Raw genomic sequence first — 15,340 nt, 5'->3', positions numbered from 1 at the left:
GTCAGCCTCCAAAAATCTCTGCGGAAAGACTGCTATTCAGAGCTCGAACCTCGGCCAGCAAGCTGTCCAGCGATGCCACCCCCCTGCCGAATCCCGAGAGCTTCGCAAGCAACCGTTCCTGCCTGTCAATCGACACGATCGGAAAGCTAAGTCTTGCAAGGGACTTTCTATTAATCTTCACCATGCTCGTCGCGCTGCCCGCTGCGGTACGTCGCATATGCGCACGGCCATGCGAACTCGAAAGAACCGCTTCAGCGAATTTGGGTCTAACGTCGTTAATTAGTCGGAGCCGCATCATGGTGTCCGGGAAGGAGACGTCTTCTCGCCGCTCGTCGAAGATCCCAGCTCGTCCCACGGCCTCCACAGTATTCGCTCTTGAGACCAGAAGATCGCCGGCAGTCAGAGTGGCGGATCGCGACTCTGGGCTATCCGGGACGTTCTTCAGCTGACCCCTTCGATAGCCGTCGGGCCCCAAGGCCGCCAAGGACAACACGTAACGCCCTGTCACGTTGTCCACCGGCGAGGCGGACCATCCACTTTCAGGCGAAGCAGCCCAAGTAGCTTCGAATGGAGCGACCCTCTCCGCAAGCAGCCCATCAATCGCCGTTGAAAGCCAACGCTTTCGCGCGACCTGCACGGCCTCCTGCTGAAACGCCACCGACAATCGGTGGCGTTCGATAGCCGAGAGGAGATCGGCCAGGCGCTCCTGCTCATCAGGTGGTGGCAGCTCAAGCTCATAGCGCTGCATCGGCCCCCACAGCAACCGGGGGTTCATAGAACCAGTCGCTTGAGAAATTGCGAAATCGACAAACGGCTCTGACGAAAGCAAGAATGGCAGGAACTCCTGGAGCAACCCGTTCTCGGGAATAGCATCCAGGACATAGGTTTTGTCAGCCACAACGCCAGAGAAGTCGGGCACCCCGACCTTTCGCAGGTAAGGCCGAGCCGACACAAAAAGCACCTGTCCCGGCTTGAAGGCGTACCGGAAGGTGGAACCCATCTGACCGTCGCCGACCTGACCCCAGCGCTCGATCGTCACGCCTTCAGTGTCGACGTGGCCTCCAGCGACGTAGCGCTCCACACCACTACTCACCGGGTCGAGCTGCGTCCGCGAGCGACGGATCACGTCACCCAGCCGCACCCGCTTCCAGCTGCTCTTGTCGAGGTTGAGACTCACTGGCTCACCTCCTGACGCAGGAGCGCCAACACATCATCGACGGCAGTGTCGGCGGCTGCTGCGGCATCGCGCCAGGTAGCGACCTTGGCCCCGACTTGGTCGCTCGTGGTCGCTCCCCGTCCACCGCGCGGCGGTTTGACGTATAGCGGAATGGCAAGGTTGTAGCCGTTGTCAGCAATCTGCTCGATGCTTGCGACCGCCGCGAAGCCTTCTTCGTCCTCGAATCCTTGGTACCAATCGAGGATTCGCTGCTGGTGCCGGTCGCTCAAAAAGGACTGCGCCTGCAAGCGGGTGAACTCGCGCACAGCGTTGATGAACAGGACCCGACCACGACGCTCAGCGGACTTGCGGGATCGCAGGACGAGCACGACCGCCTCCATCCCCGAGTTGTAGAACAGGCCCGGCGCCAAGCCGATGACCGCCTCGACGAGATCCGAGCGAACCATCGCCTGACGGACCGCGGCCTCAGATACCCGGGTCAGGATGCCGTGTGGCAGCAGAATCGCCGCCCTGCCCGATCCAGGATCGAGGCTCTTGGCGATGTGTTGCAGGAACGCATAGTCGGCGGCGTTTTGCGGCGGAACTCCCCACATGTTGCGACCGTACGGATCATTGGTGAACGCGCTTCGGTTCCACGCCTTGATCGAGTACGGCGGGTTGGCGAGCACCACGTCAAACGTGCGCAGCCGGGCACCGTCGAGGAATGCCGGCTTGGTAAGCGTGTCGCCGTGCGCAATATCTCCGTCGGCGACGCCGTGCAGGAACAGGTTCATCCGGGCGATGGCTGACGTCCCATAGTTCAGTTCCTGCCCGTAGAGTTGGAGGTTCCGCCACTCCTTGCCCTGTCTGCGCAACTCGGCGGCGGTGGAGATAAGCATGCCGCCGGTGCCGCAGGTCGGGTCGTAGATCGACTCCCCCGGTTCGGGCTTGAGCATCATCGTCATCAGGTGGACGAGGGTGCGGTTGGTGTAGAACTCCTGGGCAGTGTGACCCGAGTCGTCGGCGAACTTCTTGATCAGGTACTCGTACCCCTGACCGAGTTCGTCCTCGGGCAAGTTCGCCACCGAGAGCGTCTTGGCCGAGAAGTGCTCGATGAGTTCCTTGAGGGTCCGGTCGGGCAACAGATTCTTGTTGCCCCAGTCGCCGTCACCGAACACCCCCGTCAACGTGTCCGGGTTGGCCGACTCGATCGCCCGCATGGCGGCGAGGATCACCGCACCGACATTGCTGCCGGCCTCGCGGACATCCTGCCAATGAGCGCCGTCGGGGATGGCGAAGCGGTGATTCTCCGGCAGGTCGGCCAGCTCGTCTTCACCGTAGACGGCCAATGCTGCGGCGTGTTCCTCGTCGTACACGTCAGAGAGACGCTTGAGGAAGACCAGCGGGAAGATGTACTGCTTGTAGTCCCCGGCATCGATGAGGCCGCGTAGCACGACGGCTGCGCCCCACAGGTAGGACTCCAGTTCGCGCTGTGTGATGCGGGCGTTCACGCCGTCACCTCGCTCGGGCTGAGGCCCCACTTGGCCAGTTCTGCATCCAACGCGGCGCGAGTCTCGCGGGCTGCGGCGTGGGCCGCTTCGAGGTCGGTCAGGGCCTGCTCCAGCGTCCGGTGTTCGCCGTCGTCGGCAGGTGCGACGTACAGCGGGATGTTGAGGTTGAAGATGTTGTCTTTGATGTCGTCGAGTGTGGCGACCGCCGCCAGACCGGGCGCGTCTTCAAACGCCTGGACGGTGCTAAGCAGGGTGTCCGCGTGCTCGGGTTCCAGACTGTTCTGGTTACGGCCGCGCTTGAACAGCGTCTCGCCGTTGACGAACAGCACTCTGCCCTTACGGGCGTCCGCCTTGTGCCGGCGCAGGATCAGCACGCACGCGGCCAGGCCCGTGCCGTAGAAGAGGTTCGGGGCGAGGCCGATCACGGCTTCGACCAGGTCAGCCTTCAGCACGAACTCGCGGATGCGCCCTTCAGCGCCCTGACGGAACAGCGCACCCTGCGGGAGCACGACAGCGACTCGGCCCGTGCCGGGTGCCGCAGAGGTGATCATGTGCTGGACCCAGGCCCAGTCTGCGTACCCCTTGGGCGGCACGCCTCCGAGCCGGTTACGTCCCCACTGGTCGGTGCCCCACGCCACCTCGCCCCAGTTCTTGAGCGAGAACGGCGGGTTCGCGATTACGCAATCGAACTGAGTGAGGCGCGGGCCGTCGAAGAACGTCGGCGTGCGCAGGGTGTCCTCATGCGCGATGTCGAAGTCCTCGACGCCGTGCAGCAGCAGGTTCATCTTGGCGAGGCCGGAGGTGGCGAGCACCTTCTCCTGGCCGTAGAGCTTGCCCCAGAGGGTTTGCGGTCGGCCGCCCTGGCGCTTCACATGCTCAATGACCTCAATGAGCATGCCGCCCGTGCCGCAGGCCGGGTCGTAGACCGTCTCGCCCTCCTGCGGGTCGAGGATGTCGACGAGCAGTCGCACCACCGACCTGGGGGTGTAGTACTCGCCGGCCTTCCTGTTGGACTGGTCCGCGAACCGCTTGATGAGGTACTCGTATGCCTGCCCGAACACATCTGGCGGGACGGCCGCGTTGCTCAGCGTCCTGGTCGAGAAGTGCTCGACGAGGTCGCGCAGCCTGGCGTCGGGCAGCTTGTCCTTGTTCGTCCAGGCGGCGCTGCCGAAGATTCCGTACAGCACGTCCGGGTTTACCTTCTCTATTGCCCGGAAGGCGGTCACCAGAGCCTGGCCGACATTCTCGGTGCGAGCGCGTACGTCTTCCCAGAGACTGCCGGTGGGGATGCCGAAACGGTGGTTCTCGGCGAACGACGCGTACTCGTGGTCGCCGCCTGACTCCGCCAGCGCGCGCTGGTATTCCTCGGTATAGACGTCGCTGATCCGCTTGAAGAACATCAACGGGAAGATGTAAGCCTTGAAGTCCGCCTGGTCGATGCTCCCGCGCAGCAGATCCGCTGCCCTGGCGAGATACTGCTGCAACTCCGGCAGGGTGAGCGGGATGGGAAGCGTGTCATGGGTGGCGGCGGACGCCCGTGCATAACGATCAGTCATGCGCCGGTCCGGTCATAGGTCATGCTTGGTGCTGTCTCCTCGTGCTCGGCGGCCAGGTATCCGTACCGCATCACCGTAGTCGCCACTTGCCGCACCACGGATTCCCGGCATCAGGCGATTTCGGTCTGGCGTAGGGCGTCGGCGCGCCACCACCTGATCCCACAGAACGAGCGGCAGCAGTCAGCTACCGGACAGAACCATCCACCAGGGGCCGAACCGGTGATGGCGGTGTCTGCGTCAGACAGCCCGGCTCAAACCCGGCGGGTGCCCCCGACAACCGACAGGCCAACTCCTTGGGTCGTGCGTACCGCCGTCGATCAGCCACCAGGGCAGGTCCGAGTTTGATGCCCTCTGGCAAGGCCAGCAGGTCCGACGGTTGACCGCCACCGAGAGAGATGTCCCCTGGCGAGCCCGGCGTCTCAGGCCGTTCCGCGTGGTTTGCTCGCAGGGAACGGCCGTAAGGCCCGGAAACCAGAGGGCACAGCTATGTTGTTGAGTTTTCGCTTCGCCAACCACCGGTCGTTCCGCGACGAGCAACAACTCAACCTCACGCCAGCCTACCGCAGTGACGAACACGAGCAGGCGGTCCGGGTGGTCGGCGTCTTCGGTGCCAACGCCTCCGGTAAGTCCAACTGCCTGGACGCTCTGGGGTTCATGCGCCGCAAACCCGTCAACCGCGGTGTGGCGGTTGGCACTGACGCTACGCGGGTAGCAGCCCTGCTTGATCAACACGAGTTCGCCGACGTGGCGGTGTCCGGGCGGCGCGGATACCGCTACATCGGCGAAATGGCGTCGATCATGGATGCGCGGACACCACGTGGTCGATGACCAGGTGGGCGGCGCCGGTGATGCCGACGTCCTGACTGGTGACGACGCGCTCGATGAGCAGGGTCTGGGTGGCCAGCGGTAGGCACCGCTCGTAGAGGGTGGCCCGCATGCTGGCCAGCAGTGGTTCGCAGTCGGCGAGTCGACCGCCGATGGCGACCACCTGCGGGTTGAAGAAGTTGACCACGACGGCCAGGATCTCGCCGATGGCCCGTCCCGCCTGCCGGGCGAGCGCCGTGGCGTGCCGGTCGCCGTCGTCGATCAGGCGGAGCACGCCGGTCAGGTCGGAGACCGGTACGCCCTGCTCGCGTAGCGCGGTGACCAGGGCGGCGCCGCTGGCCACCGCCTCGAGGCAGCCGGCGTTGCCGCAGCTGCACAGCGGCGCGGGATCCGCCACCACCCGGCAGTGGCTGATGTCCCCGGCGGATCCCTGGGCGCCCCGGTGCAACTGTCCACTGGAGATCACCCCGGAGCCGATTCCGGTGCCGGCCTTGATGTAGACGGCGTGGTCCATCTCGGCGTGTGCCGTGCGGTGCGCGCCGAGCGCCATCAGGTTGGCGTCGTTGTCCACGATGACCGGCACGTCGACGCGGTCGGCGCAGAAGGCCGCGACGTCGAAACCGTTCCAGCCGGGCATCCGCGACGGGCTGACGATCCGTCCGGTGGAGTGCTGCACCGGACCGGGTATGCCGATGCCGATTCCCCGCAGCGCGCCCGCCGCCGCACCGCCAGAGGCCGGCGACCCGCCGGAAACCGCGCCGCCGGTCACCGTCGCCCCGCCGCCGGAGGCCAACGACGCACCGGAAGCACCGCCGGAAGCCGCCGCCCCGCCGGAAGCTACTGACGCAGCACCGCCGGCCAGAGCGGTGACCTCGGCCAGCAGCGTGCCGAGCACGGTTTCCGGGCCGTCCTCGATGCGGACCGGCAGGGTGCGGCCCTGGACCACCCGCCCGGACAGGTCCAGTGTGCCGATGCGCGCGTGGTGGGCGCCGAGGTCGATGGCACCGACCACGGCACCGCCGGTGGGTACGGCGAGTTGGCGCGGTCGCCGTCCGCCCCGGGACTGCCCGGCGCCGGTCTCCTCCAGCAACCCCTGGTTGATCAACGCCTCGACCCGCTGAGAGACCGTCGAGGGCGAGAGCCCGGAGAGCCGGGACAGGTCGGCGCGACTGACGGCGGCTCCGGTGGCCACCCACCGCAGCAGCTCCCGGGGACCACCCCGGAGGGCTTCGCGCGGCGCGTCGTCAATCGTCACGTCAGGTTCTTAGCATCCGCAGTTTGTTCAAGCAACCGGTTGACTTAGTTTGTTGGCTACCTTTAGATGGCGCTGTTGGTTCGATATGAAGCTTACTTAGTTCGAATGTCGAAGAAAGTAGGGCCGTCTGGTGGCACCGGAGACGACGGGCACGGACCGACCCATGGTGTCGGTACGCGGCCTGCACAAGTGGTTCGGCCCGCTGCACGTGCTCAAGGACATCGACCTCACGGTGGCCGCCGGTGAGGTGGTCGTCGTGGTGGGGCCGTCCGGCTCCGGCAAGTCGACACTGTGCCGCTGCCTGAACCGGTTGGAGACGGCCGGGCAGGGCAGCATCGAGATCGACGGTGAGCCGCTGCCGGCCGAAGGGCGGGCGCTGGCCCGGCTCCGCGCCGACGTCGGCATGGTCTTCCAGTCCTTCAACCTCTTCGGGCACAAGACGGTGCTGGACAACGTCACCCTCGGCCCCACCCGGGTCCGCAGGATCGCCCGACCCGAGGCGCGTCAGCAGGCGATGGCCCTGCTGGAACGTGTCGGAATCGCCGACAAGGCGAACCACCACCCGGCCCAACTCTCCGGTGGACAGCAGCAACGGGCGGCGATCGCCCGGGCACTGGCCATGCAACCGAAGGTGCTGCTCTTCGACGAGCCGACCTCGGCGCTCGACCCGGAGATGGTCAACGAGGTGCTCGACGTGATGGTCTCCCTCGCCAGCGAGGGGATGACCATGATCGTGGTCACCCACGAGATGGGCTTCGCCCGCCGCGCCGCCGACCGGGTCGTCTTCATGGACGACGGCCGCATCGTCGAATCCGGCGCCCCCGACGAATTCTTCGCAGCTCCGCGCACCGAGCGGGCCCGCGACTTCCTTTCCAAGATCCTCCAGCACTAGCCCCCAACGGGAGGGTGTCATGTCAATCCTCAAGATGAGCTTCACCGGGCGGCGCTCGCTCGCCCTCACCGCCACCGCCGTGGCGGTGGCCCTCGCCGCCACCGGCTGCGGCGGGGACAGCGGCAGCAGCGCACCGAAGCTGCCGGGCAACCCCGGCCTCGGTGGCGACGGCGTGGTCGCCCAGTCGGTGTACGACGCCGCGCCGGTCGCCACCGACGCGGACATCCCGGCCGGCTCGACCATGGACGCGATCCGCAAGCGCGGCTACCTGAACATCGGTGGGTCCCTGGACGCGCCACTGCTCGCCCAGCAGAACCCGGTGAGCGGCACCATCGAGGGCTTCGACGCCGACATGGCGAAGCTCCTGGCGAAGTACATCATCGGCAAGCCCGAGGTGAAGACCACGACCATCGGCACCCAGACCCGGGAGGCCATGCTCCAGGCCAAGTCGGTCGACGCGGTCTTCCAGACCTACACGATCACCCCGCAGCGGGCCACCCAGGTCGCGTTCGCCGGGCCGTACCTCACCTCCGGCCTCGCGGTCGGGGTCCGCAAGGACGACACCTCGATCAAGAGCGTCAAGGACCTCGCCGGCAAGACCGTCATCGTCGGGGCGAACACCCCCGCGGTCACCGCGCTGCCGTCGGCCGCTCCCGGCTCGAAGCAGATCGCCTTCGGCACCGACCCGCAGGCGTTGCAGGCGCTGCTGCAGAAGCGCGGCGACGCGTACGTGCAGGACTTCACGCTGCTCGCCTCGGGCGCCAAGGCCAACCCGGGGATGAAGGTGGTCGGCGAGCCGTTCACCACCGAGGCGTACGGCATCGGCCTCAACCGGGAGGACGCGCAGTTCAAGGAGTTCGTCAACAACTGGCTGAAGAAGATCCAGGCCGACGGAACCTGGGCGAAGGTCTGGGAAGGCACCCTCGGCTCGGTGGTGGAGGGCGGCGCGCCCACCCCGCCCGCCCTCGGCTCCGCCGACGGATCCTGAGAATCCTCCCGTACCGATGGACGCCCTCACCGCCCACCTGAGCGAGCTCGGCCACGGCCTGGTCACGACTGTCGAACTGACAGTCGTGACCACCGTCGGCGCGATGCTGCTGGGCATCGTCGTCGCCACCCTGCGGATCGCACCCGTCCCGCTGTTGCGCGCCATCGGCACGGCGTACGTCGAGGTGTTCCAGAACCTGCCGCTGTTGGCTCTGCTGGTGCTCTTCGTCTTCGCCCTGCCGACCATCGGCATCACGTTCCCGCTGTTCACGTCCGCCGCGATCGTCATCGCCGTGTACGAGGGGGCGTACCTGGCCGAGGCGATCCGCGCCGGGATCAACACGGTCGGCGTCGGCCAGGCCGAGGCGGCCCGCGCCATCGGGTTGACCTTCGGGCAGTCCCTGCGGCACGTGATCCTGCCGCAGGGACTGCGGGCGGTCATCCAGCCGATCGGCAACATCTGCATCGCGCTGCTGATGAACACCTCGCTGGCCGCCGCCGTCGGCGTGGTCGAGCTGACCCAGGCGGCCAACAACGTGAACCTGGTCGAGGCCCAACCGATCGCCGTCTTCACCGGCGCGGGCCTCGCCTACATGCTGCTTGCGCTGATCATCGGTCAGGTCACCGGCCTGCTCGAAAGAAGGCTGGCGATCGTCCGATGAACAAGACGCAACAGATCCTCTTCGACGAGCCCGGGCCGCGCGCCCAACGGCGGATCAGGATCGCCACAGTGGTGGGCGCCGTCCTCCTGGTCGGCGCCGCAGTGGCAGCGGTCCACCAGTTCGCCAGTCACGGCGAGTTGACCGCCGCCCGGTGGGAGCCGTTCACCACCTGGCCGATCTGGCGATACCTGCTCAACGGCCTCTGGGCCACCGTCCGGGCCGCCGCCGCGACCGCCGTGCTCAGCGCCGTACTCGGACTGCTGCTGGCGCTCGGACGCCTCTCCACGCACCGACCGCTGCGCTGGCTGGCCGGCGCGTACGTGGAGATCTTCCGGACCGTTCCCACCCTGCTGCTGATCTACGTGACGCTCTTCGCCCTGCCGCAGTACGGGATGAACTTCCCGCTCTTCTGGAAGCTCGTGGTGCCGCTGGTGGTGTCCAACTCGGCGGCGTTCGCCGAGATCTTCCGGTCCGGCATCCTGGCCCTGGACCGGGGGCAGACCGAGGCCGGCCTCGCCGTCGGGCTACGCCGCGGACAGGTGATGGCGCTGGTGGTCCTGCCCCAGGCGCTGCTCCAACTCACCCCGTCCCTGGTCAGCCAACTGGTCGGGCTGCTCAAGGACACCTCGCTCGGCTTCGTGGTCAGCTACACCGAACTGCTCTACAGCGGGCAGGTGCTCTCGTCGTACACCCATCTGTTGATCCAGACGTTCCTGGTGGTGGCGCTGATCTACCTCGTGGTCAACGCCTCGCTGTCGAAGTTCGCCCGCGTACTCCAGGCGCGGAACGGCCGCTTCGGCGGCCGGCGTGGAGGACGCAACGTCGACCTGCCCCCACCGCTCATCGAAGGGACCACCCCCCGGTGACCATCTTCCGTTACGCCGAACTGGCTCGGGTCGTCCGCAACGGCTTCGTCGAGAGCCGGCACTACGGCAGCGTCGTGGTGCTCGCACCGGACGGCGCTGTCGTCCTCGCCGCCGGCGTACCCGACGAGCCGGTGCTTCCCCGGTCCACCCTCAAGCCGGTGCAGGCCCTGGCCTGCCGGGTCGCGGCGGGTGACGAGCTGACCGGCCCGGCGCTGGCGCTCGCGGCCGGCAGCCACACCGGCGACGACCGGCACGTCGAGGTGGTCCGGGCGATGCTGGCCGGCGCCGGCCTGACCGAAGACGCCCTCGGCTGCCCGGTCGACTGGCCGGAGGACGAGTCGACCCGGGAGCGGCTGATCCGCGTCGGCGGGCAGCGCGACCGGATCCGGATGAACTGCTCCGGCAAGCACGCAGCGATGCTCGTCGCCAGCGCCGCCCGGTCCTGGAGCACCCACGACTACCTCGACCCGGAGCACCCGTTGCAGCGGGAGACCGCCGCCGCCGTCGCCCGGCTGGCCGGAACGCCTGTCGCGCACCACGCCGTCGACGGTTGCGGCGCACCCCTGTTCGGCCTGCCGCTGACCGGCCTGGCCCGCACGTTCCAGGCGTTGGTCACCGCACCCGACGGCAGCGACGAGGCGCTGGTCGCGCAGGCCATGCGCCAATACCCGGAGTACGTGGGCGGCTGGCACGGGCACCCGAACACCGACCTGATGCGGGCGCTGCCCGGCGTCCTGGCCAAGGGTGGGGCCGAGGGCGTGCTCGGGGTGGCCGCCCCGGACGGTCACGCCGTCGCGGTCAAGGTGGTCGACGGTTCACCCCGGGCCACCACCGCCATCGCGCTCGCCGCACTCGACGCCGTCGGCGTACCGGTGGGCGGAGCCGACGCGCTGCGCCAGGTGCCGGTGCTCGGCGGCGGCGAACCGGTCGGCGCCGTCACGGCCGTCATCGATTGGACCGCGGCACCGTCTCGCACCGAAGCGGCCTCGTCTCGCACACAGGCGGCCTCCTCTCCCACTCAGGCGGCGTCGTCCCGCACTCAAGCGGCGTCGTCTCGCACGCAGGCGGCCTCCTCTCGCACCGAAAAGGAAGAGTCATGAGCACATTCGAGATCTGCATCGACAGCGTCGAGGGGGCGGTCGCCGCCGAGGAGGCCGGCGCCGACCGGGTGGAGCTGTGCTCCGCGCTCTTCGACGGTGGACTGACCCCCAGCCTGGGCACCATCGAGACGACACTGCGCGCCGTCACCCGGATCCGGGTGCACGTGATCGTCCGGCCCCGCGCCGGTGACTTCATCTACTCGCCGTTCGAGATCGAGGCCATGGAGCGGGACGTACGGGCGGCTGTCGCAGCCGGCGCGCACGGCATCGTGATCGGTGCGCTGACCGCCGAGGGCGACGTCGACGTGCCGACCACCCGCCGGTTGATCGCCGCCGCCGGTGACGCCAGCATCACCTTCCACCGCGCGTTCGACATGACCCGCGACCCGCACGCGGCGCTGGAGCAGCTGATCGAGCTGGGCGTGCACCGGGTGCTCACCTCGGGTCAGGAGGTCAGCGTGCTGGAAGGTGCCCCGCTCATCGCCGAGTTGGTACGCCGTGCCGCCGGCCGGATCGTCGTCATGCCCGGTGGTGGCATCACCCCGCGCAACATCACCCGGATCGTCGAGGCGACGGGCGCCGACGAGTACCACTTCGCGGCCCTGGTCAGCTCGGACAGCCCGGCCGTGCACCGCAACCCGGCGCCGCTGATGGGCGGCAGCCTCAACCGGCCCGAGTACGAGCGCTCCGGCACCTCCGGTGCCCTGGTCGGCCAGGTGCTCGCCGCCGCCCGCGCCTGACCCCGCCCCGAGCGTCGCCGAGCGGTGGGCGTGCCCGAGGCTCCTCGTCCCCGGTCACGCCAACCGCCGGGAGGCGCACAGCGTCCACCCGCTAGATCAACACGAGGTCGGCGAAGTCGCGGTATCCCGAACGCGTGGATACCGCGATTTCGGCGAAATGGTGATGATCAAGGCCGCCAGCGCGGTCGCCGTGCCGCGCGGACGGCTCAGGCGTTGCGGATGTCGTTGACGCAGCGCAGCACCGGCCGGGCGGGCAGCGCAGCGGTGTCCAACGGACCAGAAGCCCCGACCGTGAACGTCGTCGACTCTCCCGGCAGCAGGGTGACCAGGGCTCGGTCCACAGTGGCCGACGGGTCCAGCCGGTCCGGGAACAGCGTCAGGTCGCGGAGCACGGTGCGGGCCGTGACGTGGACCCGCTGCCCTCCGTCGAACGGCTCGACAGTCGCGTCCCACTCCGCCGCCGGCCAGTCCACGTCCCGGTCCTCGGCGAAGAACCACAGGGCGCGTTCGGCGGTGTCGCCGGCCTCCGCGACCAGCAACTCGCGGCGGCCGTCGTCCGGCCGGACCAGGTCCGCCGGCAGCGCCAACACCACGGCGGAGTACGCCGGGACATCGAGATCGAACGAGTTCTTCGCCCGGGCCTCACCGCTGACCGTCACCCGGGTCACCGACGACGACGCCCGCCAGGGCGTGCCACTGTCGTTGACCGCCACCAGGGCGAGGCCACCGTCGCGCGGTTGCACGGTGAGGAGCCGGTCGGCGTACGCGTGGCGCAGCGCGTACCACAGGGGTTTGCGTCGGCCGTCGCCGTCAACGGCCGACCAGGAGGTCACCGGCCAGCAGTCGTTGAGCTGCCACACGATGGTGCCGGCGCAGACGTCCCGGTGGGAGCGGAAGTGCTCCACCCCGAGCTGGATCGCGCGGGCCTGGTTGAGCTGCGTCAGGTAGTGCCAGTCGTCGAAGTCCGCCGGGGCGGGCAGGTGCGCGTCCAGGCCGCGTTGGAGCTTGGCGTCACCGTCGGCCGCCTTCTGGTGGTGTGCCATACCGGGTGAGTCGTGGGCGAGGGGTTCGTCGCTCAGCGCCCGGCGCAGCGTCGCGTACGCGGATGGGGCCTGGTAGCCGAACTCGGCGACGAAGCGCGGCACGTACTCCCGGTACTTGGTGTAGTCGTCGGTGTTCCACACGTCCCAGATGTGGGTGGTGCCGTGCGCCGGGTCGTTGGGGTGGATGGTCTCGGTGCCCGACCAGGGGCTACCCGGCCAGTACGGGCGGGTCGGGTCCAGGTCGCCGACGATCCGGGGAAGCACGTCGAGGTAGTAGCCGCGCCCCCAGGTGCGCCCGGCGAGAGGCCGTTGCCAGTCCCAGTCGTGCCAGCCCCAGATGTTCTCGTTGTTGCCGGTCCAGAGCACCAGCGACGGGTACGGCGTCAGCCTGGTCACCTGCTCGGCTGCCTCGGCGGCGACCTCGGTGCCGAAGGGTTCCTCCTCCGGGTACGCGGCACAGGCGAAGAGGAAGTCCTGCTGGACGAGCAGTCCACGCTCGTCGGCGAGGTCGTAGAAGTCCGCCGACTCGTACCGGCCGCCGCCCCAGACCCGCAGCAGGTTGACGTTGGCCCCGGCCGCCTGGTCGAACCGTTCGGCCAACCGGTCGCGGGTGACCCGGTTGGGGAACGCGTCGTCGGGGATCCAGTTGACCCCTCGGACGAAGACCGGGACGTCGTTGACCGACAGGGCGAACGGGGTGCCGTGCTCGTCGGGCGTGGTGTCCAGCCGCACCGAGCGGAACCCGATCCGGTGCGACCAGGTGTCCACTGTGTCGCCGTCCGGCCCGTGCAGTGTCACATCGATCGGGTGGCGCGCCTGGTCGCCGTACCCCCGGGGCCACCAGAGCGCGGGTTCGCGGACGGTGAGGGTCAGCACGGCCGTGCGGTGGCCGGCGGGGACGACCACGTCGGCGCTGACGCCGGCGACGGCGGCCCGGACGGTCAGGGGGACGTCCGCGGCCCGCTCGACCTCGACGTGCACCCCGACCCGACCGTCACGGCCGTCCATGGTGACCAGTGGGCGGACGCTGGCCAGCCTTGCGGTGGACCAGGCGTGCAGGCCGATCTCCTGCCAGATGCCGGCGGTGACCAGGGTGGGCCCCCAGTCCCAGCCGAAGTTGCAGGCCATCTTGCGGATGAAGTGGAACGGCTCCGGGTAGGCGTTGGGCCGGTCGCCGAGCCGCTCCTGCTGCCCCTCGGCGTAGCGGTACGCGGAGTCGAACCTGACGACCAGGTCGTTGTCGCCGTCGCGCAGCAGCGATCGGACGTCGAACCGGTAGCCCCGGTGCATGTTCGCGGTGCGGCCCACCTCGACCCCGTTGACGGTGATGGTGGCGACGGTGTCCAGGCCGGCGCAGACCAGGTCGACCCGGTCGTGGTCGCCGGGTGGCGGCCGGAAGGCCGTCTGGTACGTCCAGTCGGTGCGCCCGATCCAGGCCAGCGCCAACTCGTTGTCGTCGAGGTAGGGGTCGGGGATCAGCCCGGCGTCGAGCAGGTCGGTGTGCACGCAGCCGGGTACTGTCGCCGGCACGGCCCGTCCGGCGATCTCGGCCGGCACCTCCGCTCCGTGGGCCGCGCGCAGCGTCCAACCGTCGTAGAGTGCCTGTCGGCTCACGACTTCACCGCACCTTCTGCATCGAAAGACGTTTACTGAACCGGATAAGCTGAGAAACCGTACGGTCCGGAATTGGGGCTGTCAACGGCCGGAAAGCGAAGGAGCACACCGGTGAAGCGGCCGACAATCGCCGACGTCGCCCGACGCGCCGGGGTGTCCAAGGGGGCGGTGTCGTACGCGCTCAACGGCCAGCCCGGCGTCTCCGAAGCCACCCGGCAGCGGATCCTGACCATCGCCACGGAGATCGGGTTCAGCCCCAGCAGCGCCGCCCGCGCCCTCTCCGCCGCCACCGCCGGGGCGGTCGGTCTGGCCCTGTGCCGACCAGCGCGGACACTCGGGGTTGAGCCGTTCTTCATGGCGCTGATCAGCGGCGTCGAGGCCGAACTCTCCGCCCGCTCGTACGCGCTGACCCTCCAGGTGGTCACCGACCACGACGCCGAGATCGCGGTCTACCGACGCTGGTGGGGCGAACGTCGGGTGGACGGGGTGCTCGTCTGCGACCTGCGGAGCCACGACCGCCGCATCCCCGCGCTGGAGCACCTGCAACTGCCGGCGGTGGTGATCGGCGGCCCCGGCGGCACGGGTGCGCTGGCCAGCATCTGGTCCGACGACGCCGCCGCGCTGACCGAGGCGGTGGAGTACCTCGTCGCGCTCGGGCACCGGCGGATCGCCCGGGTCGGCGGCCTGCCCGACCTGCGGCACACCGAGATCCGCACGGAGGCCTTCACGGCGGTCTGCCGGCGACTCGGCCTGGCCGACGCCGTCACCGTCTCGTCCGACTACACCGGCGAGGAGGGCGGCCGGGCCACCCGCCGGTTGCTCAGCTCCGCCCAGCGGCCGACGGCGGTCATCTACGACAACGACGTGATGGCCGTCGCCGGGCTCTCCGTGGCCCAGGAGATGGGGCTCACCGTGCCCACCGATCTGTCCATCGTGGCCTGGGACGACTCGCCGCTGTGCCGCCTGGTGCACCCACCGCTGACCGCGCTGGGCCGGGACATCGCCGCGTACGGGGCGCACGCGGCACGCCACCTTCTCGCCGTCGTCGGCGGAGAGCCGGCCGGCCGGGTGGAGGACGAGACGCCCCACCTCACGCCGCGCGGCAGCACCGCACCACCCCGGGAGAGATGAAC

13 protein-coding genes are annotated in these 15,340 nt (G+C 68.8%); 8 read left to right on the top strand and 5 right to left on the bottom strand.

The genetic code is table 11. From position 1 onward, the window contains the following. Position 1: 1 nt before the first annotated feature. The 3 genes from O7631_RS11590 to O7631_RS11580 are packed head-to-tail and all read right to left on the bottom strand — an operon-like array spanning position 2 to position 4,223. A complete protein-coding gene (locus O7631_RS11590; RefSeq protein ID WP_278144251.1) occupies positions 2–1,177 on the bottom strand; it encodes a restriction endonuclease subunit S in 1,176 nt (391 codons plus the stop codon). Beyond that, entirely contained in the window at positions 1,174–2,667 is a 1,494-nt protein-coding gene (locus O7631_RS11585) for a class I SAM-dependent DNA methyltransferase (protein ID WP_278144250.1), read from the bottom strand. The genes O7631_RS11590 and O7631_RS11585 overlap by 4 nt, the downstream gene beginning before the upstream one ends. Continuing rightward, positions 2,664–4,223, bottom strand: coding sequence for a class I SAM-dependent DNA methyltransferase (locus O7631_RS11580; protein ID WP_278144249.1), 1,560 nt, complete (start codon positions 4,221–4,223; stop codon positions 2,664–2,666). The genes O7631_RS11585 and O7631_RS11580 overlap by 4 nt, the downstream gene beginning before the upstream one ends. A gap of 486 nt (positions 4,224–4,709) precedes the next feature. On the opposite strand from O7631_RS11580, the gene O7631_RS11575 reads away from it, so the two are divergent. Continuing rightward, positions 4,710–5,051, top strand: a complete 342-nt coding sequence (locus tag O7631_RS11575; protein ID WP_278144248.1) for a hypothetical protein — start codon at positions 4,710–4,712, stop codon at positions 5,049–5,051. Here the strand turns inward: O7631_RS11575 and O7631_RS11570 are convergent. After that, a complete protein-coding gene (locus O7631_RS11570; protein ID WP_278144247.1) occupies positions 5,020–6,303 on the bottom strand; it encodes an ROK family transcriptional regulator in 1,284 nt (427 codons plus the stop codon). The genes O7631_RS11575 and O7631_RS11570 overlap by 32 nt on opposite strands. A 163-nt stretch (positions 6,304–6,466) precedes the next feature. Here O7631_RS11570 and O7631_RS11565 point away from each other — a divergent pair, with 163 nt between their 5' ends. From O7631_RS11565 to O7631_RS11540, 6 genes are read left to right on the top strand one after another with little or no spacing between them, the layout of a single operon-like run. Further along, complete coding sequence (locus tag O7631_RS11565; protein WP_145785835.1) at positions 6,467–7,195, top strand: amino acid ABC transporter ATP-binding protein; 729 nt, start codon at positions 6,467–6,469, stop codon at positions 7,193–7,195. Positions 7,196–7,214: 19 nt separating this feature from the next. Then, a complete protein-coding gene (locus tag O7631_RS11560; protein WP_197699273.1) occupies positions 7,215–8,183 on the top strand; it encodes a glutamate ABC transporter substrate-binding protein in 969 nt (322 codons plus the stop codon). Positions 8,184–8,199: 16 nt separating this feature from the next. After that, positions 8,200–8,844 carry an amino acid ABC transporter permease gene (locus O7631_RS11555; RefSeq protein WP_278144246.1) on the top strand — a complete coding sequence of 215 codons (645 nt, stop codon included), beginning with the start codon at positions 8,200–8,202 and terminating at the stop codon, positions 8,842–8,844. Continuing rightward, positions 8,841–9,710: an amino acid ABC transporter permease gene (locus tag O7631_RS11550; RefSeq protein ID WP_278144245.1), complete on the top strand. Its 870-nt coding sequence runs from the start codon at positions 8,841–8,843 to the stop codon at positions 9,708–9,710. The genes O7631_RS11555 and O7631_RS11550 overlap by 4 nt, the downstream gene beginning before the upstream one ends. Beyond that, on the top strand, positions 9,707–10,810 hold the full coding sequence (locus O7631_RS11545; RefSeq protein ID WP_278144244.1) for an asparaginase: 1,104 nt from the start codon (positions 9,707–9,709) through the stop codon (positions 10,808–10,810). Before O7631_RS11550 ends, O7631_RS11545 begins: the two co-directional genes overlap by 4 nt. Beyond that, positions 10,807–11,550, top strand: coding sequence for a copper homeostasis protein CutC (locus tag O7631_RS11540; protein WP_278144243.1), 744 nt, complete (start codon positions 10,807–10,809; stop codon positions 11,548–11,550). Before O7631_RS11545 ends, O7631_RS11540 begins: the two co-directional genes overlap by 4 nt. Positions 11,551–11,756: 206 nt before the next feature. Here the strand turns inward: O7631_RS11540 and O7631_RS11535 are convergent, their stop codons facing one another. Beyond that, a complete protein-coding gene (locus O7631_RS11535) occupies positions 11,757–14,207 on the bottom strand; it encodes a glycoside hydrolase family 2 protein (RefSeq protein WP_278144242.1) in 2,451 nt (816 codons plus the stop codon). Positions 14,208–14,318: 111 nt separating this feature from the next. On the opposite strand from O7631_RS11535, the gene O7631_RS11530 reads away from it, so the two are divergent. Continuing rightward, positions 14,319–15,338 carry a LacI family DNA-binding transcriptional regulator gene (locus O7631_RS11530; RefSeq protein ID WP_278144241.1) on the top strand — a complete coding sequence of 340 codons (1,020 nt, stop codon included), beginning with the start codon at positions 14,319–14,321 and terminating at the stop codon, positions 15,336–15,338. Positions 15,339–15,340: the final 2 nt, after the last annotated feature.

The sequence above is a fragment of the Micromonospora sp. WMMD967 genome, from assembly GCF_029626165.1.
Classification (GTDB): Bacteria; Actinomycetota; Actinomycetes; order Mycobacteriales; family Micromonosporaceae; genus Micromonospora; species Micromonospora taraxaci.
This window is presented reverse-complemented; position numbering and strand designations above follow the sequence as displayed.

Coding starts and splice junctions, on each gene's coding strand:
- O7631_RS11580 (WP_278144249.1), bottom strand. CDS start 4,223: ATGACTGATCGTTATGCACGGGCGTCCGCCGCCACCCATGACACGCTT.
- O7631_RS11575 (WP_278144248.1), top strand. CDS start 4,710: ATGTTGTTGAGTTTTCGCTTCGCCAACCACCGGTCGTTCCGCGACGAG.
- O7631_RS11565 (WP_145785835.1), top strand. CDS start 6,467: ATGGTGTCGGTACGCGGCCTGCACAAGTGGTTCGGCCCGCTGCACGTG.
- O7631_RS11560 (WP_197699273.1), top strand. CDS start 7,215: ATGTCAATCCTCAAGATGAGCTTCACCGGGCGGCGCTCGCTCGCCCTC.
- O7631_RS11555 (WP_278144246.1), top strand. CDS start 8,200: ATGGACGCCCTCACCGCCCACCTGAGCGAGCTCGGCCACGGCCTGGTC.
- O7631_RS11550 (WP_278144245.1), top strand. CDS start 8,841: ATGAACAAGACGCAACAGATCCTCTTCGACGAGCCCGGGCCGCGCGCC.
- O7631_RS11540 (WP_278144243.1), top strand. CDS start 10,807: ATGAGCACATTCGAGATCTGCATCGACAGCGTCGAGGGGGCGGTCGCC.